Here is a 24,211-nt window from a genome sequence, read left to right as displayed (position 1 = left end):
ACCCGGTCACACACCTCCCCTTCGGCGGAGAGACGGTGTGTATCGGTCACCCCGTCTCGTCATGACTGCGACGCTGCCGATTCGGCGGGGCCGTACGCCCGGCCGTGGACGGGCCGGGCGTACGGCCGCGCACGTCAGGAGCGCAGGTTCCGGGTCAGCCGGTCCAGGAGGCGTGCGGCGTCCTGGAGGCGCCGGGCGGTGTCGGTGAAGTCGCCCGCGAGCAACGGCTCCGCTGCTTCCGCGCCCTCCTGGTCCTCCGGCCCGAGCGCCGGACCGGGGACGATCGTGCCCCGGTAGCCCACGGGTTCCGCTCCGGCGCGCTGGCGGTAGCCGATGAAGTCGCAGACGCCGGGCTGCGGAGGCGTGTCACCGCCGTCGAAGAAGCGCACCCGGCACAGCTGCGTCTCATGGCCTCCGGAGTTGGCGGAGATGGACAGTCGGTAGTGCCGGTAGGCCACCGCGTTGGCAAAGGAGAACTCCCTGGTGTCGAAGCGCCCGCCGAAGCGCTCGTTCTGCCGCGCGTCCAGGCGCTTCCAGGTCTTGCCGTCGCGTGAGCCCTCCAGCGTCCAGTCCGACGGGTCACGGTCGGGGAAGTCGTTGGCGGAGGTCAGCGTGTAGGCGGTGACGGCGAAGGGACCGCCGAAGACGAATTCCAGATCGGCGCGGTTCCGGTGGGCGAGCCATTTGTCGTTGTCCTTGAGCAGCAGATTGGCGGCGACCTCGCCCCACTCCCTGAACTCGTCGCTGGCCTCCACTCTGGACACCTCGCCGGTGACGTCCCGCCGCTCGCCATCCGCCGCCGGACCGGACTCGCCCGTGACGGCGGTCCGCAGGGTGAGGGAGGTCGCGTCGCCCTTGCGGTCGCTCCAGGTCACCCGCTCCACCGGCGCGCCGTCGTCGTCGAGCAGCAGACACAGCTGACCGGCGGCACGCCACATGCCGTCGTGCTCTTCCTCGGCCGCGAAGTACTGCCCGACGGCCTCGGCGGTGACGTCCTCCACTGCACGGCGCTCGGTGAGCGTGCCCCGCAGCTCGCCGATGGCGCCGTCGGCGGTCCGGAAATGGCCCTGAAAGCCGGACAGGTCGCCGCGGAACGCGACAGCCGATTCCGCGCCGTCGGTCGCACGCCACGACAGCCGGGCGGGAAGCTCCTCCCCTTCCTGGCCGAGGCGGAGCAGCAGCCGCGGCCCCGGCTCCCAGACGGGCGCGTCGAGGGTGCGCCGCTCGGTGGCGAAGGTCCGGACGGTCCCTCGTCCCTCGTCCGCGGCGCGGACGTGTTCCGCAGCGGCCCGCCCGGCATCCTCAGCGGCCTCCACCGCGACCGTACGCACCCGCAGCAGGCTGTCGCCGCCCAGGTCGGCGGTGCCTGCGTTGCGTATCCGCAGGACGTTCACGCCCTGCCGAAGGGCCTTGCCCGGCATGGTCATCACGTACTCGCGTACGCCACCGGGGTCGCCGTCGTCGGGCAGTGACAGTCCCTCCGTCAGCACCTCGTCGTTGAGCGAGAGGTCCACGGGGACGGCCGCGCCGAGCACGGTGACACGCAGCGCGGCCTCCGGGGCGACGTCCTCCTCGTCCTCCACCGTGAAGCTCACCTTGAGATACCCGCCGGCCGCCACGGCGACGTACGAAGAGGCGATCACGCACCGGTGCTGGCGAACGACGGCGTTCGCCAACTCGGCCGGACGGGTGGCGAAATCGACGAGAACGGGTTCCATGTACGGGTCTCCTCATGACTGTACGGCTGCTGCGAAGGGTCCCACGGCCGAGGGGCCGGGAGATCGTCCAAGACGCTAGCAACCCGCTCTGACAACGGGAGTTCACCGCAGTTCGGCGGAGCCCTACAGCCCCAGGTCCCGGCCGACGATCTCCTTCATGATCTCGGTGGTGCCGCCGTAGATCGTGGTGATGCGCGAGTCCAGGTAGTCGTGGGCGATGCGGTATTCGAGCATGTAGCCGTAGGCGCCGTGGAGTTGGAAGCAGCGGCCGACGATGTCGACGTAGCGCTCGGTGGCCCAGAACTTCGCCGCCGCGGCGTCCACCGCGGTGAGTTCGCCGCGGGAGTGCCGGGCGAGCAGGTCGTCCAGGTAGGCGCGCCCCACCCGGGCGGTGGTCACCATGTCGGCCAGTTCGAAGCGGGTGTTCTGGAAGGAGCCGATCGACCGGCCGAACGCCTTGCGTTCCTTGACGTATCCCAGGGTGCGTTCCAGCACGCCCTCGACGGACGCCACGGCGTTGGCCGCGATCGAGATCCGCTCCTGGGGGAGATTGCGTATCAGGGACGCGAAGCCCGTGCCTTCCTCACCGAGCAGGTTGGCGGCCGGCACCCGGACGTCCTGGAAGAACAGCTCGCTGGTGTCCTGCGCGTGCAGGCCGACCTTGTCCAGGTTGCGCCCGCGCGCGAAGCCGGGGCGGTCCGCCTCGACGACCAGCAGGCTGATCCCGCCGTGGCGGTCCGGTCCGGTGCGGACGGCGGTGACGATCAGGTCGGCGTTCTGGCCGTTGGAGATGAAGACCTTGCTGCCGTTGACCACGTAGTCGTCGCCGTCGCGGACGGCGGTGGTGGCGATGCCGGCCAGGTCGCTGCCGGTTCCGGGCTCCGTCATCGCGACCGCGACGACGAGCTCCCCGGCGGCGATGCCGGGCAGCCAGCGGGCCTTCTGCTCGTCGTCGGTCAGGTCGGTGAAGTAGGGCACGACGATGTCGTTGGACAGGGTCAGCGAGGCGAGCCCGTCGGAGGCGGGGTGGCGGGAGAACTCCTCGCCGATCACCGCGTTGAAGCGGTAGTCGGTCACCCCGGCGCCGCCGTACTCCTCGGGGATGTTGAAGCCGAGGATCCCCGATCGGGCAGCCTCCCGGAAGAGTTCGCGGTCGACCTTGCCCTCGGTCCGCCAGCGTTCGGCGTGCGGCGCGGCGTGCTTGTCGGCGAAGGCGCGGGCCGTCTTGCGCAGCAGCTCGTGCTCGGCCTCGTAGAGCGACCGCTCGGCGGAGATCACATCGGTCATCAGGGCTCCGTTCAAGGTCGTGATCGTGAAGACTCTGGGTGTGTACGCGGTCATGTCCCGGGCAGGAGGACCGGCTTCAGCGTCCGGCCGTCCCGCTGGTCGGCCACCGCCCGGTCGAAGTCGGCCAGGGCGTAGGTGGTCACCAGGCGGTCGAGCGGCAGGCGGCCGTCGCGGAAGCGCCGGATCAGTTCGGGGACGAGGACCGAGGGGACGGCATCGCCTTCGACGCAGCCACGTACCTGGAGCCCTCGTAGCATCAAGGAGCGTACGTCGAGGGGTATTTCGGCGGCTCCGAGGCCGACCAGTGCCAGTGCGCCGCGCGGCTGGAGCAGGGTGAGCGCGCGGGCGATCGACTCGGGCCGTCCCGTGGTGTCGAGTGCGTGGGTCACCGGCGGAACCGGTTCGTCCAGCGCGGCGACGGCCGTGGCGCCGCACCGGGCGAGAAGTGCGCGGCGCGCCTCGACCGGCTCCGCCACGACGACCTCGACGCCTTCGGACAGAGCGGTCAGCGCCGCGGCGGCGCCCACGCCGCCGGCGCCGACGACCAGCAGGCGGTCGCCGTTCCGGGGGCGCAGTACGTTGAGCACGGCGCCCGCGCCGGTCAGGAAACCGCACCCCAGGGGTGCCGCGACCGCCGGCGGCACGTCGCCGACGGGTACGCAGGAGCGGGCATCGGTCAACGCGGCCGTGGCGAAGGACGACTGGCCGAAGAAGGCTCCGAAGACCGGCTCGTCACGGACGCGTATGGTCGGCGAACCGTCGAGCCGCCGTCCCGAACCGTTGAGCGCGCTCGCCCAGGCGCAGTAGCCGGGGAAGCCGGCCCGGCACTGGGCGCACCCTCCGCACGAGGCGAAGGAGATCACGACCCGGTCTCCGACCGTGAGCCCGTCGACGGCCGCACCCAGGTGTGCGACGGTGCCGCAGCCCTCATGACCGAGGACGGCCGGCCCCTCTCCGAGTCTCCTACGGGTGAGGAGGTCCGTGTGGCACACCCCGACCGCTTCGATGCGGACGACCACCTCGTCGGACCGCGGGTCGTCCAGCTCGGCTTCGACGAGCTCACCGGCCGCGGAGCCGCGCGAGAGCAACGCGGAGATTTTCATGCGCGCCCCCGGGGTACGTGCCCCCGGTGTACGTGCCCTCGCTGTACGCGCCCCTGGTGGCCGGAGCGGAAGAGGCCCCCGCTCATCGCACGCGCAGTCGTCGCAGCAGGGACAGCCGGCCGTTGGTGCGGCGGACGAAGCTCTCCGCCCCTTGTTCCGGCGACGGGCCGAGCGGCATCAGGCGCTGCACGGCGACCGTCTGGCTCTCGGTGTACTTGCGGATGCCCTCGGCCCCGTGGCGGCGGCCGAGTCCGCTGTCGCCCATGCCGCCCATCCCGGCCTCGATGCTGCCGGCCGCGGCGGCGGCACCGTCGTTGATGTTGACCGATCCGGAGCGGACGAGCCCGGCCATACGGGCTGCCGCGCGGGTGTCCTTGGACCAGATCGACGCCGACAGGCCGTAGCTCCCCTGGTTGGCCAGCCGCAGCGCCTCCTCGTCCGTGGCGCAGGGGTACAGCGAGAGGACCGGGCCGAACGTCTCCCGCTCGCAGACGTCCATCTCGGGCGTGACGCCTTCGAGGATCGTCGGCTCGTGGAACAGCGGGCCGATGTCGGGCCTGGCCCGGCCTCCCGTGAGCACTTTCGCCCCCTTGGCCACCGCGTCGCCGACGTGGGCCTCGACCGCGGCGAGCTGCGCGGGCGAGACCAGCGATCCGAGGTCCGCCGCGTAGTCGTAGGACCGTCCGAGCCGCAGCGCCCGCGTGGCCCGGACGAGTTCGTCGCGGAAGACGTCGTACACCTTCTCGTGCACGTAGACGCGTTCGATGTGGATGCACATCTGCCCGGTGTTGGCGAAGGCGGCCACGACCGTGCCGGCCGCCGCGGCGGGGATGTCGGCGTCCTCGCGCACGATCAGCGGGTTCTTGCCGCCGAGTTCGAGCGACGCGCCCACCAGCCGGCGCGCGGCGCGTTCGGCGACGGTGCGGCCGGTGGCGGTCGATCCGGTGAAGCAGACGAAGTCGGCGGTGTCGACCACCGCCGTTCCGACCACTCCCCCGTCTCCGGCGACGATGCGCCACAGGTCGGCGGGCAGGCCGGCCTCGTCCAGCAGCGCGCGGGTCCACAGCAGGGTCAGTGCCGTCTGGGAGTCGGCCTTGGAGACGACGGCGTTGCCGGCGAGCAGCGCCGGGAGGACGTCGCCGACCCCCAGGTAGAGGGGGTAGTTCCACGGGGAGACGATGCCGACCACGCCCTTCGGCACCCGCACCTCCTTGACCTTGGTCAGGCCGGGGATCATGCCGCGTACCCGGCGGGTGGCCAGGTAGCGGGGTGCTCGGCGCGCGTAGTGCCGGGCGATCGTCGCGACCTGCGCCACCTCCTGCCAGGCGTGGTACCGGGCCTTGCCCGTCTCCCACTGGATCAGGTCGAGCACCTGGTCCTGCCGCTGGAGGAGCAGGTCGTGGAAGGCGAGCACGGTTTCGGCCCGGTGCGCGAGCGGCGTCCGCGCCCACTCCCGCTGGGCGGCCCGGGCCACGGAGGCCGCGGACTCGACGTCCTGCGGGGTGCAGGCGGGGACGGGTGCGACCGGTGACAGGTCCCACGGCGCGAGCGCGGTCGTCGGTCCGACCGTGCTGCCCCTCCCCTGGCCGGTCCGGTCGCGGTGCACCCACGCGCACCACCGCCCGAGCTGTTCGTCGGACACCCAGGCGGGTCGCGAGCCGGCCTGCGCCGACGGCACCGGTGTCTCGGCCTGGTCATGCTCCGTGCTCATGTGGCTCCGTTCATGTGGCTCCTAGGGGATGCCGGACGGATGCGGGTCGGGTGCGGCGGGCCTCGCCCGGTCGCACCGTCGCCGCGTGATGCGGGAGAGACGGCCGCGGTTTGTGAACCGTGGACCGTGCAGAGGTCTTGCCGACGACCGAACGCATCAATATGTTAATCGAAAATCACAAGCGGCAACAAGCACGTGACCGCATCTCACTCCGCGTACCAGGCGCGCAATCAAGGCGAAACAGCGCACCCGGGGAAGGTCGGTAATTAAATGGAGAATCTCACCAGAAGGCGCGCTCTGTCGATCGGTGCCGTGCTGGGGCTCGCGAGCGTGGCGAGCGCTCCCAGCGCCTGGTCCTGGTCGTCCAAGGGCTCGATCGCCGGGACCGACGCGGTCACCGACCCGTACTCGGTCTGGGACCCGGACACGGACGACGTGGCGGCCCGGCTGCTCGCCGACGGCTCGATCCCGGCCGTCAACAAGGCCTGGGAGTCATGGGTCGACAACAGCGACCCCCTGCCGTCCGGCATGCCGGGCTACCTGACCGACCACCTGACACAGACGAACCGGCTGCCGTCATGGGCCGACACCACACTGCTCGCCGCGTCCGAGAAGCTCTACAAGCGCCTCAACAGCTATCTGTTCGTCTCCGAGAGCCTCGGCAGCGGAATCCTGAGCACCGTGATCCCGCGGGAGGCCAGGGCGGTCTACTGGTCCGCCGGCGGCGCCGACATGAAGTCCCGTGCGGCCAAGACCTTCACGTTCGGCTACGACCTGCACAGTCCGACCGCCTGGCAGCCGACGGGACACTTCCTCGTCTCCGCCAACAAGACGCGCCTGGTGCACTCGACGGTCCGCAACCTGCTGGTGACGTCGAAGCGCTTCATGGCGACCGCCGATCAGCCGAAGCCGATCAGCAACGGCGACATCCTGGTCACCTTCCACTCCGTGGCCACCGTCGCGCAGAACAACATGAAGAAGTGGGGCATCAAGCTGTCCGCCCAGGAGCAGGCGGCCGACCTGCACGCCTGGCAGGTCGCCCTCCATCTGCTGGGCGTGCAGCGCGAGTTCATCCCCGCCAGCTGGGCGGACGCGCAGGCGCAGGCCGCTCAGATGCTGTGGCCGGTCGTCGCCCCCACGACCGAGGGCATCAATCTGGCCGACACGCTGCTCGGCTACGTCGAGGACCCCACCCTGGGGCTGACCACCGGGTTCATCAGCGAGATGGTCCGTTACCTGATCAGCGACAAGTACGCCGACTGGCTCGGCCTGCCCCACGACTGGATCTCACGGCCGCTGATCCAGGCCGCCTGGCCGACGTACGTCGCGTTCCGCGAGGGGCTGTCCCCCATCGTGCCGGACGGGCTCTACCTGTTCGACCAGTTCGTGCGCGGCATCGCCATGCTGTTCCTCAACAACGGCACCTCGGCGACCCAGACCCCGATCACCCTCCCCACCGGGAACCGGCCCGACGCCTGAGCCGGCGGACGCGTTGCGTGTGACGCCCCGCGACCCACCGCCCCGGCGGGTCGTGGGGCGTCCGACCTCAGGTCACCTCACCCCAGTCCCAACGCGCCGACGACCAGAGCGGTGACGGCGCTGCGGTGCTCGGGGGTGTCCCGCCAGCGCAGTCTGCGACCGGCCTCGACCACCACGCCGAACCCGGCGTGCACCAGGACGCGCGCCGACCGAGGAGCCAACTCCGGCCGCAGCAGGCGCAGTTGCTGCTCCCATACGGCGATGTGGTCGCGCTGCGCACGGATCAGCGGCTCCTGGAGATCGGCCGGCAGCCCGACGACCTCGGCCTCGGCAACGCTGGTGAGCGCCGTGTGCTCGAAGCTGTAGGCCACGTACGCCGCCGCCAGCGCGACCACGGCGTCGTGCGGGTCGGTCACCCCCTCGAGGCTCCGGTCGACCGCCTGCGCGAGCAGTCCGGCCGCCTGGAGACACGCCGCCACCAGGATGTCCCTCTTGTTGGGGTAGTGGCGGTAGAGGGCGGACGGGACCAGGCCGACCGCCTCCGCGATCTGCCCGTTCGTCACCTTGGCGAACCCGTCCCGCGCGAAGAGCGGGACGGCGGCGGCAAGGATCTCCGCACGCCGGGTGCGCGGCACCGGCTGGGCGGGCAGTTCCACGGAGTGGGCGCGGCCCACGGTCGCCGCCGGATCGGTCGCGATCACCCGCAGGGCGGACGCCAACAGCACTTCCTCGGCCCGGCGCTGGGCGATGGAGACGTGATGCGTCGTGATGGACCCGATCGCGCCGAGCGCCGCCGCGGCACGCAGCTCCGCGTCGGGCGAGGGGCAGTCCTGGCGTACGCCTCCGGGCGACGGGCGGTCCTGTCGTACGGCCTCGTCCGCCGGGTGGCTGCGCCGCACGGCCTCGGTCACCCGGCCGACGACGCGCGCGAACTTCACGCGCAGGAGCCGCCGGTCCTCGTGATCGAGGTAACGGGCCTCCCAACGGTAGAGGCCACCCGACGCCCGGTGGGCCACGGCGACCCGGGTCACGGCGCCCAGCACCTCCGCTGGACCGGCCTCGGACGACACCTCGCCGAGGACCGCGGCGAGCCGGTCCACCATGACGTTCGCGCACTCGGCGAACAGCGCGTACTTGTTGGGGAAGTGCCGGTACAGGGCCGCCGCGCTGATCCCCACCCCGGCGGCGATCTCCTCCATGGACGCCGCGTGGTAGCCGCGCTCGCTGAACACCCGGCCGGCCGCCTCGAGGATGAGCTGCCTGCGGTTGCGCGGTCGAGCGGCCGCGATCGGGGCGGCGTTCACCAGCGGGCAGGAGGACGTCGGGACAGAGCCATGCGCGTCAGTGAATCACAGGACGATCCACGGCCAGCACCCACTGTGGCGCTTGGGACACCGGTCACTCGCGCTGGTAGGGAGGCGGGATGGCGGCATCGGGCGGGGCCGTTTTCCCGGGCGCGTCCGGTCCGGCGGGCGGTACGGCGCGGGGACGGCCGGTGACGGCGAGCAGCACGGCTGTCGTCAGGCCGAGCGCACCGGCCGCGAGGAGCTGGACCCTGTGGTCGAGGGTGGCCACCAGGGCCGCGCCCAGGAGGAGGGCGAGCCCGGTCGGTGCGTAGCCGAACTCCACGACGCCGCACGCCCGCCGCGCACGCCCGGGACGGTCCCGGTGGGGATGAGCCTGATGGCTTTCCCGCTGCGGGAGACGCTCGATGCCGACGCGCCCCAGGACCTTGCCGGTCAATGAGCGCGGGTGCGCTTCTCCAGGCGGGTGCCGTCGCGGAGGGTGATCGACATCAGGTCGCTGGGGGCGTCCAGTTCCAGGCGGTGCCAGCGGCCGCGGGGGACGATCACGGCGGCGCCCGCGCTCAGTCGCACCATGTCCTCGGCGCCGTCGGGCGTGTCGGGACGGAAGTAGATGCGGACCCCGCCGGTCAGACAGCACACCGCTTCCTCGGCCTCCGGGTGCATCTCCCAGTGGTCGGCGTGCACGTCGGCGTCGGTCTCCACGTGGAACGTGGCGACCTGCCAGGCGCCGGTGTCGCCGCCCGTCATCTGCCGTTCGACGGCTCGTACGCCGCCGTCGGGGCGGAAGTGCAGTGCCGAGGCGAACAGGTCGACGGTGGTGGTCGTCATGACGGAGTTCCTTCCAACTGGTTCTCTGCGAGGGGGGATTGTGGGGATTGCTTGGCAGGGGTGAAGGCCCGGCGGCGCGGCAGCACGCCGATCGCCACGACTGCCGCGAGCACGAAGACGGCGGCGGCGACGGCCAGGCCCCAGGCGTAGCCGTCGTTGAGCGCGGCGGGGTCGGCGGACGTGCCGGTGCGGTGCGCGGCGACGGTGGCCAGTGCGGCCAGGCCGATGGAACCGCCGAGCTGGCGGGAGCTGTTCATCAGTCCGGACGCCATACCGGCCTCACGTGGCGCGACGCCGGTCGTCGCGGCGGCGGCGACCGGAGCCAGCACGAGCCCGGCGCCGACACTGGTGACGAGGGACGGGCCGAGTACGTCGGCGAGGAAACTGCCGCCGGGGCTGATCAGGGCGAACCAGGCCAGGCCCGCGGCGGCCAGCAGAGCGCCGGGCACAAGGGCTGTGCGAGGAGTACGGGACGCGGTGACGCGGGTCGCGACGACGGTTCCCGCGACCAGGCCGAGGGAGAACGGCAGGAACGCGACGCCGGTCGCCGCGGCGCCCATGCCCAGGACCTGCTGCATGTACAGGGACACGAAGTAGAACGCCGCGAACTGCCCGGCCGCGGCCAGGAAGACCAGCACGTTCGCGCCGGCGACCCAGCGGCTGCGCAGCAGTCCGAGGCGGAGAAGGGGTGCGGCAACCTTCGTCTCGGCGAGTACGAAGGCGGCGAGCAGCACGGCCGCGGCGGCGAGCGTCGCCCACGTGACCGGCGAGCCCCAGCCCAGGGTGTCGGTGCGGACGCCCCCGAGCACCAGCAGCCCTACTCCGGCCGTCGCCAGGACGGCGCCCAGCGCGTCCAGCCGCTCGCGCCGCTCGGACGGCTCCCCGGCGGGCACCCCCGCGAGGACCAGTGCGAGAGCGATCGCGACGATGGGCAGGTTGATCAGCATGGTCCAGCGCCAGCCCGCGTACTCGGTCAGCACTCCGCCTGCGAGTACTCCGAGCGCGCCGCCCGCGGCGTTCACCGCGCTCCACACCCCCAGCGCCCGTACGCGCCGGGGGCCTTCGGTGAACGTGGTGGTGAGCATCGCCAGCGCGGCGGGCGCTGCCGCTGCGGCGCCGACGCCCTGCCCGGCGCGTGCGGCGACGAGTTGCCAGGGCTCCTGGGCCAGCCCGCCCGCCAGCGAGCACACCGCGAAGACGGCCAGCCCCAGCACGAACATCCGGCGCCTGCCGTACAGATCGCAGCCGCGGCCTCCCAGCAGCAGGAACCCGCCGAACGTGAGCGCGTACACGTGCACGACCCACGACAGGTCCAGTGGCGCGAAGTCCAGCGCCGTACGGATCGCGGGCAACGCGACGTTGACCACGGCCATGTCCAGGGCGACGACGAACTGGGCGACGGCGGCTGCCGCCAGCACCACTCCGGGTCTGTCTCCAGAGTTTCTATACATGTATAGAAATCTAGCGCCAGGGTTCGCCGTTGTCGACACCTGAGGGATGATGGGGGGCATGCCGCAACCGTCCGCATCGCGCAGAACCCCGGGCCGACCTCCTCGTATCTCCCGCGAGGAGATCATCGGGACAGCCCGCCGGATCGTGGAGGAGGCGGGCGTGGACCGGCTGACCATGCGCCGGCTGGCCACGGAGGTCGGCAGCACGCCGATGGCGCTCTACCACCACGTCCGCGACAAGGAGGAGCTGCTCGTCCTCCTGCTGGACGACTACGCCGCCCGGACCCTGCGCCGGCCCGAACTGCCCGCCCACCCGCGCGAGCGGATCGTCGTGGCCGCCACCGCCGTCCACGAGGTGCTCGCCGCCTGCCCCTGGATCGTGGAGGTGCTGACCGCCGACGACCTGATGTCGACGAGCGCGCTGTGGTTCGTCGAGCGAATCGTCGACGGCCTGGTCGAATGCGGCCTCTCCCCCGACCGGGCCGTGCACGGCTACCGTGCGATCTGGTACTACACCGCCGGAGAGATCGTGGTGAGGACGACAGCGGCCCGGCGGCGCGCGGACGACGACCGGACCACATACCGGGAGCAGGTCTTCGCCGACCTCGACCCGCGTGAGCTGCCCCGCCTGGCGCAGGTCGCGGACCGGTGGGCGCCGCTGACCGCCGAGGACACCTACCTGGACGGCCTCCGGGCGCTGGTGGACGGTCTCCTGCTCACCACCGCGCACGGGGAGCCGTCGCAGGCCTGACCGCCGACAGCCTCGGACGTACGAACTCGACAACCCGGGTCAGTCGCTTGATCGGCACTCCCGCCGGAAATCGCGCGGTGGCATGCCGTAGACGTGCCGGAAGGCCCGGCTGAAGTCTGCCGGGTGGCGGTAGCCCCAGCGGCCGGCGATGTCGCCGATGGTCCGGCGCCGCAGCAGCGGGTCGGCGAGATCGGCTCTGCAGTGTTCGAGCCGGCGGCGTCGGATGGTGGCCGCGACGGTCTCGGGCCGCTGCCGGAACAGCGCGTGCAGGGTGCGGATCGAGATGTGATGGTGAGCGGCTATCGTCGCCGGACTCAGGTCCGGCTCGCCCAGACGGTCGTCGATGAAGGCGTCGATACGGGCCAGGAGCACGGCCTGCCGGGTCTCCACCGGCAGGCTCCGGTGGAGGTCGAGGCGGGTGGCGAGAAAGGTGGCCGCCAGCTCCAGCCCGGTGGCACCGAGACGCTGCAACTCCGGTGCGGTGTACTGAGCCGCGTTCACACGCAGCGCGGTCAGGTATGAGATGAGCAGCGCGCCCGAGCCCGTCCGCGCGGGTAACCGGGTGGCCACCAGGCTGTCGGTCCTGTCACCGGGAAGCGGGACGGCGCCGCGGGGCAGACGCATCAAGGTCACCCGTGAGGCACGCTCCTGGTCCACGAACTCGCAGGACAGAGGCCGCGAGGTGTCGAAGATCGCCATGTCCCCGGCTTGGAGCAGGATCTCGTTGCGGGACTGCTCGAGCGCCACCGGGCTGCCGTGGACGAGGAAGAGGAAGTATGTCTCCGGGTCGGACATCCGGATGTGGGCGTGTGTGCGCCGCGCCGACATGGGCGAGAACGCGAAGCCGGAGACCTCCGTGTGCACGAGGTCCAACGTGGTCGCCCTGCCGGTGAAACGGTGGGAGTAGGGGCTGGTGATCGTCACCGGCATGACGGTCCGGCCGACCATGTCGCCCCACCAGCCGAATCCCTCGAGCCCGCTGACACTGTCGGTGGAGACCGACATCACATTCGCCGAGCCGCGCGGAGATGCGACCTTCTCCACCGGCTGCCCGGCCTTCCTCACCGGTTGTCCGACGTTCTCCACCGGTTGTCTCTCCTGCATCGCTCCTCCGCCCCCGCCGCAGATGAACACCTCACCATCCTCCCCTCTCACGGGCCGGGAGGTGAGCGTGCCGTCGGCCTTTCCGGGCGCGCCTTCGGATGCATGCGCCCTCGGTTGCACGCATCGCCAAGAAAGCGTGCGCGCTCTGCGGAGGACCGAAGGCCCTGCCGGGCCGCACAGTTGTCACCTGTGCACACCGGTGCTGCAAGGGGGACGGGGAATGAGCGGTCCGGACGGGGACGCCTCGCCGGGGCGGCGGATCGGGGAACTGGCGGCCCTGGTCTCGGCCGCTACCGCTGTCGTGGGCCTGCTGCTGGCCCTGTTCGGGGTCCCTTTCACGGGCGGTTCCGCCGCCGGTCGGAGCGTCGCTGGTAACGCCGGTGCCGGTAGCCCGGCCCCGTCGACACCGGCGTCGGCGCTGACATCGGCATCCGCATCGGCCTCGGAGCCCGCATCGTCTTCGTCGCTGCCCGAAGCGGTTTCCGGCGGTCATGGCGCATCCACGCCCGCCGCTTCGTCCCCGGCGCCGCGGAAAGCGGTACCGAAGGGCTGGCATCGGGTCGACGAGCCGGGCCTGACCGCCGCCTTCGCCGTCCCGGACGGCTGGGTCCGCAGACCGGCCGGTGACATCCAGAGCACCTGGCGTTCGCCGGACGACACGTTCGACATGAGCGTCAAGCGGGACACCACCTACGGCTCGACCGCCCAGAAGGCGGCCGCCGGTCAACTCGCCTGGTACCGCCGCTCCGCGGAATCCTCGATGGCCGATCTCGCCGTCGTCACCCACAGGACCCGCCAGAACGACCGCGACGCCCTGTGGCTGGAGATCGGCTACCACTGGACGGGGCAGAGCGAGGCGCGTACCCGCCTGGAGGTCTTCGTCGCGGGCGAGGAGGGGCAGGTGTACCAACTGCTCGTCGACGCCGCCGCTCGCGGGAAGACACCGGCACGGCAACGCGAGTTGTTCGCCACTGCGCGCGCTCATCTCCTCATCGACGTGGAGCGGTCGCGGTGAGAGCGCCGAATATCGAAACGGGGGCACATATGGAGACTGCCGAACTGGCGGCCATGGCCGTCGCGGTCATGACCGCGACGGCGACCGGCGCGGCGGGCGCGGTCGGCCAGGGCGCCGGAACCGCCGTCGCCGATGTCCTGCGCGCTCGGCTGGCGGCCACGGACCGGGGACGGGTGGCCCTGAACACGCTGCATCACGCGGCCGAGGACCCGGCCGCGCAGGACATGGCCCGGTCTGCGGTGCGGGAGGAGATCGAGGCGGACGCGGACCTGCGGCGTCAACTGCAGCTGCACCTGACCGCACCGGGTGCCGGCGCCACGGGCAGCCTGCTGATCACCGGCAGCCGGGTGTCGCGCAGTCCCATCGCCTTCGGCCCGTTGACCGTCAACAACACCCGAGGCGGACGGATGACCATCGCCCTGGTGGTCGCTTCGCTGCTGGCCCTGGTCGCGATGGCCGTGTACGGGGGCGTGGAACTCCTCGTGGTCGACGACTCCCCCGAGTCGTCGCAGGGCGACGGCGCCCGCCATGCCGTACGAGCCCTGAACGTCAGCGAGGTCAAGCAGGTCGTGCCCGACCTGACGAGCATGCCGTCCGGCTGGAGCAGATCCGGGTCCGTCGCAGCCGGCACGGACAACGGGTGCTCAGCAGCCCAGGCGCGCTTCGCCACGAACAACTGGAACGACGGCAGCACGCGGACGGTATGGGCCGAATTCACGGTGTGGTCCTGCTCCAGCCAGGCACTGACCGCCAAGGGTTTCGAGGAACTGCGGGCGAATGTCGCCGACAACGACAAGGCGACGGAGATCTCCTTCCCGGAACTCGGCGATCAGCGCGCCGCGATCACCCACTACAACGTCGATCTCGACGAGACGACAGCCGACGCGCAGTTCCGCGTCGGCACGGTACTCGCCCGAGTGGAGTACCACCCGGTACCCGATGCCCCGGAATGGAACGCGGAGTTCGAACAGCTCGCCACAATGGTCGCGGCCCGCGCCCAGCAGACCCAGAACGCGTGACCCGTCGAAGCTTGCACGGCCTGGACGGACCTCTTGGATTCGGCCGACGGGCGGCGAGCGCCCCGGGATGTCGCAACCCCTGACAACTCGCCCTTGTTGTCAGTACAGTCGACGCAGAAGGCGCATGGTTCGGGGGAAGCATGACGGTCGCAGGCGAATTACGGGCCACGGAAGCCGCCGTTCCGGAGCGGGAGAACACCATTCCACACGGCGATCCGGCCGTTCCCGGGCAGGACAACAGAGGTTTCCACCCGGAAGGCAATCCCCACCTCGAACGCCCCACGACCGTCCTGCCGCCCGAGGCGAGGGCCGCCGCCGCCCGCCTCACGCTCCCCGCTCCACTGGACAACCTCCCCACCCTCCCCGAGCAGCCCTTCGTCGGCCGCGCCCAGGATCTGCAACTGCTCGACGACCACCTGCGCTCCGGCAGTGGCGTCGTCACGCAGACCGCGACGGTCAGCGGGCTCGGCGGCATCGGCAAGACCGCTCTCGCCCTGCGCCACGCGCACCACCACAGGGACCGCTACCAGTTGGTCTGGTGGATCGTCGCCGAAACCCCGGCACAGACCGCGTCCGGCTTCGCCGACCTCGCGCTGCGCCTGCACCCGTCGTGGGCCCACACCGCCACCACCAAGGAGCGCACCGAGTGGGCGCTGACCTGGCTGGCGGAACACCGGGACTGGCTCGTTGTCTACGACAACGTCGAGCACCCGGAGCGCCTGATCCCGTTCCTGGGCCGGCTGCCCTCCCACGGCCACCAACTGGTCACCAGCCGCTGCCGGTCCGGCTGGCCCGAGGGCACCGCTCTCCTCGACCTGGACGTCCTCGCCCATGACGACGCGGTCCGCCTGCTGCACCGCACGACCTCCCGCACCGCCTCCACGGACGCCGCCCGACTCGCCACGGACCTCGGCAACCTGCCGCTCGCCCTGGCCCAGGCGGGCGCCTACGTACGGGAGACGGGCGTCGGTTTCGCCGCCTACCGGAACCTGCTGGACCTCAGCCCCGCCCTGGTCCTCGCCGACGACACCGGTCCGACGATCACCCGGATCTGGCACACCAGCCTGGCCTCGATCACCTCTGCCCACCCGTCGGCCGCGCCCCTCCTGCACACGCTGGCCTGGTACGCCCCCGAGCCCGTACCGCCCGAGGTCGTCAGCCGTCTCGGCGCCCACCTCTCCGACATCGACGGCTCCCTGGCCGCCCTGGCCGCCTACCACCTCCTCTCCCCCGGCGCCGAGGGCCCGACCCTGCACCGTCTGGTCCGCCGTACCCTCCAGGACACCGGTGCCCCCGACGCCCGCGCACTGGCCGAACGTGCCCTGGCCGCCTTCCTCGCCGATCACCCGGACGACGACGCCACACGCCGGCTGCTGCCGCACGTCCAGGCACTCGCGGCGACCGGGCCGGCCGACCAGGCGGACGCGGCGACGGTCGCGATGTACCGCAGAAGCGCCGGCGAACTGATCGCCCGTGAACAGCCGTTCCTGGCCATCCCGTTGATGGAGATGGTCGTCGACGGCAGCACCCGGTTGTACGGTGCGACCGCCTCCGTCACACTCACCGACCGTGACCGGCTGGCCGGTCTGCACGCCAAGGCGGACGACCCGGCGCATGCGGTGACACTCTGCAGAAGCGTCTACACCGACCGGGTCCGCATCTGCGGAGCAGACGCGGTGGAAACGCTCACGGCGCGCGAGCAACTGGCGTACGCGCGCCGTAAGGCGGGCGAAGTCGTGCAGGCCGTCGCAGAGTTGACAGCCGCCGTGGAACAGCGGCGGCACGTTCAGGGCGAGGACCACAAGGACACGCTCAGAAGCCGCGACCGGCTCGCCTACGCTCTCCAGTGGGCGGGCCGCCACCAGGCGGCCGTGGCCGAGTTCCGGGCGGTTCTCGCCGACCGGGAGCGTGTCCTGGGCCCCTCGCACCGGGACACCCTGGCCAGCCGGACAGGTCTGGCGTACGCCCTGCTGGAGGCCGGCGAGCACGGTACGGCGCTGGAACTGTACGAGCAGGCGGTCCGCGACCGGCGGCGGGAGCACGGGGCGGATCACCCCGAGACGCTGACGAGCGTGGGATGGCTGGCCGCCGCGTACCGCACGGCGGGCGACCCACGCAAGGCGGTCGAGCTGTACGAGGAGGTGGTGACCGCCCGGACGAGGGTCCAGGGCGCCGATCACCCGGACACCCTGCGCAGCCGCCAGGCGCTGGGGTGGTCGATCTCCGAGGCGGTGAGCCCGGACGCCGCGCTGCGGCACGCCGAGGCGCTCGCCGCGGACAGCGCGCGGGCGCAGGGTCCGGACCATCCCGCCACCATCGACTACCGCGACGACATCGCGGTGGCCCACCGCAACCGGTCGGACCACGCCGCCGCGGTCACGGCGTACACGGAAGTGATCGCCGACCTCACCCGGGTCAGGGGCGAGGACCATCACGAGACCTTGCGGGCGCGCGGTGCGCTGGCCTTCACCTGTCAGCTCGCGGGTGACCACCAGAGGTCCATCGGCGAACGCGAGCGACTGGTCGCGCACCGCACCCGCATACAGGGCGCGTTGCACCCGGCCACCCTCACGGCGCGGGCAAACCTGGCCTTCGCCCACCGTGCGGCGGCCGAGCACCGGACCGCCGTCGAACTTCTCGAGCACGTCCTGACCGACCGCGCCGAGGCCCTCGGACGCGAACACCCGGCCGTCTTCCGCACCCGCTCGATCCTCGCGCACACCTTGCAGTGGGCAGGCAACCACAGCCGGGCGGTCGACATACTCACCACCCTGCGCGCGGACATGGAGCGGTTCCTCGGGACCGATCACCCACGAGTCCTCGGTGTCCGGCTCGACCTGGCCTGGGTGTTCGGGGAGGAGGGCCGCCACGCCCAGGCCCTCGCGCTGTACGAGCCACTCGCCGAGGACTGGGCCCGGCTGCGCGGCCCCGACCATCCCGAAACCCTCTCCGCGCGGCTGCGGACGGGCATCGTCCACCGCGCGGCCGGGCGGAACGACCGGGCCGGTGGCATCTTCGACCTGCTGATCGACGACTACGCGCGCGTGAACGGTGCGGACCACTCCGACACGCTCAACGTCCGCAGCTGGCGGGCCTGGGTCCACCGGTCCGCCGGGGAGTACAAGAAATCGATCACCGCGTACGAGAAGCTGGTCGAGGACCACACCCGGCTCTTCGGGCCGGACGCTCCGGGCACTCTGGACGCGCGCGGCGCTCTGACGCTCGCCCGGCTGGACGACAACGACCACGAGGGCGCGGTCCGCGGATTCACCGAGTTGCTCGCCGACCGCCGTCGGCTGCTCGGGGAGGATGCTCCGGACACGTTGCTCACGCTGGAGAACCTGGCGAACGCCCACTCGGCGGCCGAACAGTACGACCGGGCCGTCGCCCGGTACAAAGAGGCCATCGCCCGCTGGACGCAGAAGCAGGGCGCCACGCACTCGCGCACGCTGCGCTCCCGCCGGGGCCTCGCCCTGGTCCAGCAGGCGGCCGGGCGGCACCGGGCCGCCCTGAGCACTCTGGAGGCCGTGCTCGCCGACCGCATCGACGTCGACGGGCCGGACCATCCCGCCGTTCTGTCGCTGCGCTACAGCGTGGTCGCCCAGCACAACGCGGCGGGCAACCACCTCCGGGCCGCGGTCCTCGCCGAACAGCTCCTCGCCGACACCTGCCGGGTACGGGGCCGCGACCACGTCACCACCATCAACACGCAGATGCAGCTGGTGGAGGCGTGGCGGCAGTCGTGCCAGTACCAGCGGGCGGTGATCGGACACGAGGAGCTGGTGGAGGCGAGCAGGCGCTTCCACGGACCGGACCACTCCGAAACACTCGCCGCGAGAACCTTGCTGATCTTCACCTTGCGCGACCGGCTCGACTACGAGCGGGCCATCGCCCTCGGCCGGGAGCTGGCGGACGACCGCAGCGGCATCCAGGGCGCCGACCACCCCGACGTCCTGCGCCAACGAGCCATCACGGCCTGCTGGCGGGAGTCCGCCGGAGACCGTGCGGGAGCACTGCGGGACCAGGCCGCCCTGTTGACCGAACACCGACGCGTGCTGGGCGCCGACCACCCCGACACGCTCGACCTGCGGGACGACATCGCCTGGACCCTGCTGGGCCCCTGCACCGCCCGCCGGGCCCTGCACACCGCGACCGAGCTGGTGGACGACCTGGTCAGGACAGTGGGACCGGACGACACCACAGCCCTCGACGGACGCCGCCGCGTCATCGCGGCACACGAGCAGGCGGGTGACATCGCGCAGGCCCTGTCGCTCCAGGAAGCACTGGTGGTCGACCGGATCCGGATACAGGGCCCACTGCACAGATCGGTCCTGGAAGCACGCGGCCAACTGGCCCGGCAGCGTGCCATGGCCGGTGACCGGCGAGGGGCGGTACGCGAACTGCTCACGCTGGTCGACGACAGCGACAAGGAGCGCGGCCCGGACCACCCCGAGTCCCTGAGCTGCCGCGTCGACCTGGCACTCGCCCACCAGAGGCTGGGGGACTACCGCCAGGCCGCGCTGAGTCTGGAAGACATCCTCAGCCGCTGTGAAGCCGCGCTTCACGAGGACCACCCCAAGACCTTCCGGGTGCGCGGCGCCCTGGCCTGGGTGACGGCCGACACCGGCTCCGCCGGCCACGCGGTGGACATGGCCCGCGAACTGATCGACGACTGCACCCGCCTCCACGGCACGGGACACCGGATCGTGCTGCGCCACCTGCCGGTCCTGGCGCACGCCCTGTCCCAGGCGGGACACCCCCGGCAGGCCCTGGACGTCCTGACCGGACTGCTGCGCGGGCAAGCCCTGTTCCCGGCGTCGGGACTGCCGCTGCCGGACACCGTCGAAGGTGTCGTCGCCGCCCACGAGCGCGCGGTCGGCGCCGACCCGGACACCGGCGACGACGACCTGCGCGCGGCCATGGTCGTCGAGCTCTTCTCCCGGAACTACGAGGACCCCCACCCCAGCCACGCCGTCCAACTCGCCGACACCCTCGCCCACGCGGGCGAGAACGCCATGGCGATCCGGCTGCTGAAGGCGGTCACGGCCGCCCGCGGGCACCTGTTCGGCGCCGACCACCCCCACACCCTGGAAAGCCTCGCCACCCTTGTCCTGACCTGCCTGGAAACGGGCGCCCCCGACGCTCCGGCCCACGACGACGTGATCGCCCGCTGGGAGCGTGTCTTCGGCCCGGACCACCCGGAAACGGTGGAGCTGCGTCGCCGCCTGCACTCCGCACGCCCCGCCTGGCGGGTCCGGCTGACGCTGCCGACCGACGACGAACCCACCGCCGGCCGGCCCCTGCCGATCGATGTGGACCTGGTCAGGGAGCCGGGCGTCGCGCCCCCGGACCGTATCGTGATCGCCCCCGCCTGCCGGACGGCCGCCTCGGTGGACCCGGCGCTGGCGGAGTACGTTCCCGGCGGCAGCCCGGCACGCTTCACGTTCACCGCCGGGCAACCGGGCGACCACGAGGTGCGGTTCACGCTCTACGACCACGCGTCCGGACTGGTTCTGCAGGATCTGCGGACGACGTTCGGCGTCGGGGACGCCACGAGGGAGGCCTGATCCGGATGGCGCGGCAACAAGACTTCGAGGTCCTGAGTGACCCTTCCGGCGGCGGCACGCAGACCCTGTCCCCGCGGGGTGAACCACCGGAGCTGCGGGTGGAGCTGCGCAGCAACGGCCCGCGAGGCCTGCGGATCCACGCTCACTTCCAGGACCCGGAGCAGCCCCTCGCAAACCCCTGGCACAGCGCCGACCTGGAGATCACCCCGGAGAAACTGCTCGATTACGCCAAACGACTGCGCACCATCTGGCACGACAAGGTGGTCGACCACCGCGACGACGATCCCGCTCCGGGGCAGGCGGTGGGCGGGCATCCCTACGCGGACTTCGCCGACCTGACGCAGATGCACCACGAGACCGACAAACTGGCGCAGACGCTGGCCGAAGAAGGATGGCACGCGCTCGACATGATGCTCGACGGAACGGGCTACGACCTCTGCCAGTTCCGCGCATTCCTGCTGAAGGTCCTCGCCGGACAGCGCACTCTGCGGGTCAGCTTCGTCTCCGAGTGGCAGATGCCCTGGCCCATGCTGGCCGTCGACCCGACTCAGTGCGCGGACCCGTGGGAAGCGTTCCTGGGCCACCGCCACCAGGTCGAGCAGACCAACACCGGTTACCCATGGCCGCATGCCTCGCTGGGCCACCGCGACCGGGCCACCACCAGCCTCAACAAGGACAAGTCACTGGACAAGGTGGGCCGGGCCGAGGAAGTCTGCCGGCTCCTGAAGGAGCGCTCCCACCTGGTCGTGCGCACCGAGGGCAGAGAACTGCTGGAAGCGTTCTCCCGCGCCGTGCTGCACGAGGACGTGATGTACTTCTGGTGCCACGGCCGTTTCGTGAACGGCGGAGCGTCGAGTCAGTTCCTGGCCGTGCAGCTGTCCGACAGCGAGAACATAGACGGCCCCCTGGTCTTCCGTAAACGCCGCTCCTACGTCCGCAGCCCCCAGGCCCGCTTCCGCCCCTTCGTCCTGATGAACGCCTGCCAGACGGCCGAGGCGACCGACCCCGGGCGGCTCGAACACCTCGGGCAGCAACTGATCGACCTCGGCGCGGCCGGCATCCTCGCCCCGCAGATCAGGATGCCGCAGATCTTCGCGACCGAATACGCGTACGCGTTCCTCGACCAGTATCTGACGGGCAACCGCACCGCGGGCGAGATAGGCCAGTCACTGGTACGCAGGTTCGCCCGCGACTACCGCAACCCGCTCGCCCTCGCCTACTCCCTCAACTGCGGCATCAACAGCCGCCTGGACCTGGCTTCATGAAACCCGCGGAGATCGACCTCGACGAACAGGGGCGCCTGAGGACACCGGACGGCGTCCCCGTCCCGGTGAACCGCGTCGCCGATCACCTGGCCCGTACCATCCCTCTGCCGACGTGGGCCACGGACATCCACGTCTGGGTCCACGGCTGGCAGACGCCGCCCGCACGGGCGACGAAGGTCGCGGTCACACTCCTGACCCAGGCACGGCAGTTGTACGAGGCGAACCCCGAGCGTTACCCCGGACTGAAGAGGGGTTACCGCCCGTGGTCCGTGGTGGTGCGCTGGCCGTCGTCGAGCCGCTCCAGACTCAAGGGAGGTTACGAGCGCATCCGCGACCGCGCTCATGCGATGAGCGCGGAAGGCAAGGGCCACGCCCCCTACGTCATAGGCCATCTGCTGGGCTACCTGGACGGCACGCGCGGCGACCCCCAGGCATCACCGGTCCTGGCGGGCCGCACCGGCCAGTACCTGCATCTGATGGGCCACTCCTTCGGGGGCCGCTTCCTCTGCGAGGCGGTACAGCGAGCGGCCGAGCCCCCGCCGGTGCTGGGCTGGTCCACCCCGCACGACCCGCGCCGCCCGTTCACGGTCGACAGCATGCTGATCTTTCAGATGGCGGCCTCACGTGACGCCTTCACGACCCACTTCGAGACCCTCTTCCCGACGGACGACCACCCCGGTGCCCCGCTGCGCGGTCCGATCGCCCTCACCCACTCCCGCTGGGACCGCGCGACGGGCTACTGGCATCTGCGCGCCGAGAAAGCCCCGGGCATCGGCCACACCGGCGCCGGGGCCGCCCCGGTCGAGCCCTTCGCGGCGAAGCTGCTCCCGACCGACGCCGTCTACTCCCAACCCGATCTGGACCACAGGCTGGTGAACGTCAACGCCGACTGGCTCTTCAAGGGCGCCAGGCTCAACCCCACAGGCGCCCACTCGGACTACCTCCACCCGGAGTCGTCACACCTACTGCTCACCCTCGCCGAACGCTCCCGCTGAGGGCGGACAGCCTGAGCCCCGACCGCACGGCGGACATGCCCTGCGAACCCGGCGCTGCGCCGCGTGCGATGCGGCAGGTCTCGGACGAGGGCGAGGAGCAGGTGAACGGCACCCCCGCACTGCACTACCGTGGCACGGTCGACCATGCCACCGCGACGCTCCGCATGACGGACGAGACGAAGCAGGGACGCGCCGTCCAGGTCCGGCTGTCCTGCTTCGGCGGTGTGAAGGCCATGACGACGATGACGCTGCCGGGCTTCGGCACGGAGGTGAAGGCCGAGGCACCGTCGGACGGGAAGGTCGTACCCGTGACGGCGGGCGCGGACGTCCTGCCGGCCTGAGCGGAGGCAAGCAGCGCCATGTCCTGTGGCGTGCGCAGTCCGCGCAGCCGCAGGTGTCACATCAGCTCGATGGCGTCGTGGCCGGACAGCACGAGTGCCGGACGGACGCCCCGGGACAGGCACGCGTCGGTGAATCAGTCGTAGTGTTCGGCGGCCCGGAGGTGTGGCTGCCGCTGGCGATCCGACCCGCCTTCGGGCAGCCCGGCCGCGCGAGGCGCCGTACCGCCGCGAAGGCGCCCTGGCGAAAGCCCGGATCCGGGTTCGGGTCCGAGTCCGGGTCCCCGTCCGGATTCGGGATGCGCGTCGCCGGTGTCCGCGCCCAGGCCCGCGAGAAGGCGCAGCTTGTCCTCGGAGGGGCTGCCGGCGGCCGCGGACAGCACCAGCAGCTCCCTGCCCGACCGGTCGGGCAGCGCGAAGTTCTCCTGGTGCAGTTCCAGCAGTCCGACCAGCGGATGCCGGTACGCCTTGCGCCCGTGCGCACGGGCGCGTACGTCCGCACGGGCCCAGAGACGGCGGAAGCGCTCGCTGCCCATCGCCAGCTCGCCGATGAGCGAGGCCAGGCCGGGGTCGTCGGGGTATTCCCCGGCGGCCAGGCGCAGGTGTCCGACCACGTCCAGGGTGCACGACTCCCAGTCCGCGTACAGGCCGCGTTCGGCTTCCTCCAGGAAGATGTGCCGGGCGATGTTCAGGCCCGGTGCCGGCCGGCCGTGCAGGAGAGCGGCGAGACGGTTGGCGGCGAGGACGTTCAGGCGGTGATCCATGATCAGCGCGGGTGCGCCGACGACCAGGTCGAGGAGGCGCAGCAGCTCCGGTCGTACACGCCCGCCCGGTGTCTTCACGCGCGGGCGGCGCTGCCGGGCGAGCCGGTGGAGGTGTCCGCGTTCGGTCTCGTCGAGGCCGAGGACGCGGGCGAGTGCGTCGAGGACCTGCTCGGAGGGCTGGGTCGCGCGCCCCTGCTCGAGACGGACGTAGTAGTCGACACTGACTCCGGACAGATGCGCGACCTCTTCGCGGCGCAGTCCTTCGACCCGGCGGCGGCTGCCGACAGGGATGCCGACGGCTCCCGGGTCGACCCGGGAGCGCCGGGTCTTCAGGAAACCCGCGAGATCGTCCATGCCCCCAGTATGAGCCGGGTGCCGGACGACAAGGGTGGTCCTGCCATTACCAGGAAGTCCGGACCGGTGGAAAAGGCGCCCCTGAACGCCGTGGGCCGCGGCGCCCAGGATCGGGAGCATCCCATCCGATGCAATCCGATCCATCCCGAAGGAAA

Annotated in this window: 18 protein-coding genes; 8 read left to right on the top strand and 10 right to left on the bottom strand. The window is 71.5% G+C overall.

Features of this window, described 5'->3' with window-relative positions:
- Positions 1-134: 134 nt before the first annotated feature.
- The 4 genes from ACFV6E_RS13995 to ACFV6E_RS13980 all read right to left on the bottom strand — a co-directional run bounded on the left by ACFV6E_RS13995 (position 135) and on the right by ACFV6E_RS13980 (position 5,819).
- Complete coding sequence (locus ACFV6E_RS13995) at positions 135-1,718, bottom strand: discoidin domain-containing protein (RefSeq protein WP_385461558.1); 1,584 nt, start codon at positions 1,716-1,718, stop codon at positions 135-137.
- A gap of 123 nt (positions 1,719-1,841) precedes the next feature.
- Positions 1,842-3,005, bottom strand: a complete 1,164-nt coding sequence (locus tag ACFV6E_RS13990; protein ID WP_385177552.1) for an acyl-CoA dehydrogenase family protein — start codon at positions 3,003-3,005, stop codon at positions 1,842-1,844.
- Between the two features lie 50 nt (positions 3,006-3,055).
- On the bottom strand, positions 3,056-4,108 hold the full coding sequence (locus ACFV6E_RS13985; protein ID WP_385461555.1) for an alcohol dehydrogenase catalytic domain-containing protein: 1,053 nt from the start codon (positions 4,106-4,108) through the stop codon (positions 3,056-3,058).
- An 82-nt stretch (positions 4,109-4,190) separates the two neighbouring features.
- A complete protein-coding gene (locus tag ACFV6E_RS13980) occupies positions 4,191-5,819 on the bottom strand; it encodes a succinic semialdehyde dehydrogenase (protein ID WP_385461552.1) in 1,629 nt (542 codons plus the stop codon).
- Positions 5,820-6,089: 270 nt separating this feature from the next.
- Here ACFV6E_RS13980 and ACFV6E_RS13975 point away from each other — a divergent pair, with 270 nt between their 5' ends.
- The gene (locus ACFV6E_RS13975) at positions 6,090-7,298 is read left to right on the top strand and encodes an oxygenase MpaB family protein (protein ID WP_385461549.1); all 1,209 of its coding nucleotides are present in this window, start codon (positions 6,090-6,092) and stop codon (positions 7,296-7,298) included.
- A gap of 77 nt (positions 7,299-7,375) precedes the next feature.
- Here ACFV6E_RS13975 and ACFV6E_RS13970 read toward each other — a convergent pair whose 3' ends face one another.
- The 4 genes from ACFV6E_RS13970 to ACFV6E_RS13955 all read right to left on the bottom strand — a co-directional run bounded on the left by ACFV6E_RS13970 (position 7,376) and on the right by ACFV6E_RS13955 (position 10,884).
- Positions 7,376-8,602 carry a TetR/AcrR family transcriptional regulator gene (locus tag ACFV6E_RS13970; RefSeq protein ID WP_385461546.1) on the bottom strand — a complete coding sequence of 409 codons (1,227 nt, stop codon included), beginning with the start codon at positions 8,600-8,602 and terminating at the stop codon, positions 7,376-7,378.
- Positions 8,603-8,696: 94 nt separating this feature from the next.
- On the bottom strand, positions 8,697-9,041 hold the full coding sequence (locus ACFV6E_RS13965; protein WP_385461544.1) for a hypothetical protein: 345 nt from the start codon (positions 9,039-9,041) through the stop codon (positions 8,697-8,699).
- Positions 9,038-9,433, bottom strand: coding sequence for a cupin (locus ACFV6E_RS13960; RefSeq protein ID WP_385169719.1), 396 nt, complete (start codon positions 9,431-9,433; stop codon positions 9,038-9,040). The genes ACFV6E_RS13965 and ACFV6E_RS13960 overlap by 4 nt, the downstream gene beginning before the upstream one ends.
- A complete protein-coding gene (locus ACFV6E_RS13955; RefSeq protein WP_385461541.1) occupies positions 9,430-10,884 on the bottom strand; it encodes an MFS transporter in 1,455 nt (484 codons plus the stop codon). Before ACFV6E_RS13955 ends, ACFV6E_RS13960 begins: the two co-directional genes overlap by 4 nt.
- 58 nt (positions 10,885-10,942) lie before the next feature.
- Here ACFV6E_RS13955 and ACFV6E_RS13950 point away from each other — a divergent pair, with 58 nt between their 5' ends.
- Positions 10,943-11,635 carry a TetR/AcrR family transcriptional regulator gene (locus ACFV6E_RS13950; protein ID WP_385169714.1) on the top strand — a complete coding sequence of 231 codons (693 nt, stop codon included), beginning with the start codon at positions 10,943-10,945 and terminating at the stop codon, positions 11,633-11,635.
- A 39-nt stretch (positions 11,636-11,674) separates the two neighbouring features.
- Here the strand turns inward: ACFV6E_RS13950 and ACFV6E_RS13945 are convergent, their stop codons facing one another.
- Positions 11,675-12,739, bottom strand: coding sequence for a helix-turn-helix domain-containing protein (locus ACFV6E_RS13945; RefSeq protein WP_385461537.1), 1,065 nt, complete (start codon positions 12,737-12,739; stop codon positions 11,675-11,677).
- A gap of 220 nt (positions 12,740-12,959) precedes the next feature.
- Between ACFV6E_RS13945 and ACFV6E_RS13940 the strand changes: the two genes are divergently transcribed.
- From ACFV6E_RS13940 to ACFV6E_RS13915, 6 genes are all read left to right on the top strand, one after another.
- Positions 12,960-13,754 carry a hypothetical protein gene (locus ACFV6E_RS13940; protein ID WP_385461534.1) on the top strand — a complete coding sequence of 265 codons (795 nt, stop codon included), beginning with the start codon at positions 12,960-12,962 and terminating at the stop codon, positions 13,752-13,754.
- A gap of 29 nt (positions 13,755-13,783) precedes the next feature.
- Positions 13,784-14,773, top strand: a complete 990-nt coding sequence (locus ACFV6E_RS13935; RefSeq protein WP_385461531.1) for a hypothetical protein — start codon at positions 13,784-13,786, stop codon at positions 14,771-14,773.
- Positions 14,774-14,913: 140 nt separating this feature from the next.
- Entirely contained in the window at positions 14,914-20,340 is a 5,427-nt protein-coding gene (fxsT, locus tag ACFV6E_RS13930) for an FxSxx-COOH system tetratricopeptide repeat protein (RefSeq protein WP_385461529.1), read from the top strand.
- Positions 20,341-20,345: 5 nt separating this feature from the next.
- Positions 20,346-21,605 (top strand): CHAT domain-containing protein, encoded by a 1,260-nt coding sequence (locus ACFV6E_RS13925; RefSeq protein WP_385169702.1) that lies wholly within the window; start codon positions 20,346-20,348, stop codon positions 21,603-21,605.
- A complete protein-coding gene (locus tag ACFV6E_RS13920) occupies positions 21,602-22,600 on the top strand; it encodes a hypothetical protein (protein WP_385461526.1) in 999 nt (332 codons plus the stop codon). The genes ACFV6E_RS13925 and ACFV6E_RS13920 overlap by 4 nt, the downstream gene beginning before the upstream one ends.
- Positions 22,601-22,668: 68 nt before the next feature.
- The gene (locus tag ACFV6E_RS13915) at positions 22,669-22,941 is read left to right on the top strand and encodes a hypothetical protein (RefSeq protein WP_385461523.1); all 273 of its coding nucleotides are present in this window, start codon (positions 22,669-22,671) and stop codon (positions 22,939-22,941) included.
- 134 nt (positions 22,942-23,075) lie between these two features.
- Here the strand turns inward: ACFV6E_RS13915 and ACFV6E_RS13910 are convergent, their stop codons facing one another.
- A complete protein-coding gene (locus ACFV6E_RS13910; RefSeq protein ID WP_385461521.1) occupies positions 23,076-24,056 on the bottom strand; it encodes a helix-turn-helix transcriptional regulator in 981 nt (326 codons plus the stop codon).
- Positions 24,057-24,211: the final 155 nt, after the last annotated feature.

The organism is Streptomyces sp. NPDC059785, assembly GCF_042732375.1.
Lineage (GTDB): Bacteria > Actinomycetota > Actinomycetes > Streptomycetales > Streptomycetaceae > Streptomyces.
This window is presented reverse-complemented; position numbering and strand designations above follow the sequence as displayed.

What these genes read in the sequence shown, in the direction of transcription:
- ACFV6E_RS13925 (WP_385169702.1), top strand. Translation starts at nt 20,346, where the DNA reads ATGGCGCGGCAACAAGACTTCGAGGTCCTGAGTGACCCTTCCGGCGGC.
- fxsT (WP_385461529.1), top strand. Translation starts at nt 14,914, where the DNA reads ATGACGGTCGCAGGCGAATTACGGGCCACGGAAGCCGCCGTTCCGGAG.
- ACFV6E_RS13910 (WP_385461521.1), bottom strand. Translation starts at nt 24,056, where the DNA reads ATGGACGATCTCGCGGGTTTCCTGAAGACCCGGCGCTCCCGGGTCGAC.
- ACFV6E_RS13990 (WP_385177552.1), bottom strand. Translation starts at nt 3,005, where the DNA reads ATGACCGATGTGATCTCCGCCGAGCGGTCGCTCTACGAGGCCGAGCAC.
- ACFV6E_RS13940 (WP_385461534.1), top strand. Translation starts at nt 12,960, where the DNA reads ATGAGCGGTCCGGACGGGGACGCCTCGCCGGGGCGGCGGATCGGGGAA.
- ACFV6E_RS13995 (WP_385461558.1), bottom strand. Translation starts at nt 1,718, where the DNA reads ATGGAACCCGTTCTCGTCGATTTCGCCACCCGTCCGGCCGAGTTGGCG.
- ACFV6E_RS13985 (WP_385461555.1), bottom strand. Translation starts at nt 4,108, where the DNA reads ATGAAAATCTCCGCGTTGCTCTCGCGCGGCTCCGCGGCCGGTGAGCTC.
- ACFV6E_RS13920 (WP_385461526.1), top strand. Translation starts at nt 21,602, where the DNA reads ATGAAACCCGCGGAGATCGACCTCGACGAACAGGGGCGCCTGAGGACA.
- ACFV6E_RS13955 (WP_385461541.1), bottom strand. Translation starts at nt 10,884, where the DNA reads ATGTATAGAAACTCTGGAGACAGACCCGGAGTGGTGCTGGCGGCAGCC.
- ACFV6E_RS13980 (WP_385461552.1), bottom strand. Translation starts at nt 5,819, where the DNA reads ATGAGCACGGAGCATGACCAGGCCGAGACACCGGTGCCGTCGGCGCAG.
- ACFV6E_RS13935 (WP_385461531.1), top strand. Translation starts at nt 13,784, where the DNA reads ATGGAGACTGCCGAACTGGCGGCCATGGCCGTCGCGGTCATGACCGCG.
- ACFV6E_RS13975 (WP_385461549.1), top strand. Translation starts at nt 6,090, where the DNA reads ATGGAGAATCTCACCAGAAGGCGCGCTCTGTCGATCGGTGCCGTGCTG.
- ACFV6E_RS13960 (WP_385169719.1), bottom strand. Translation starts at nt 9,433, where the DNA reads ATGACGACCACCACCGTCGACCTGTTCGCCTCGGCACTGCACTTCCGC.
- ACFV6E_RS13915 (WP_385461523.1), top strand. Translation starts at nt 22,669, where the DNA reads ATGCGGCAGGTCTCGGACGAGGGCGAGGAGCAGGTGAACGGCACCCCC.
- ACFV6E_RS13950 (WP_385169714.1), top strand. Translation starts at nt 10,943, where the DNA reads ATGCCGCAACCGTCCGCATCGCGCAGAACCCCGGGCCGACCTCCTCGT.
- ACFV6E_RS13945 (WP_385461537.1), bottom strand. Translation starts at nt 12,739, where the DNA reads ATGCAGGAGAGACAACCGGTGGAGAACGTCGGACAACCGGTGAGGAAG.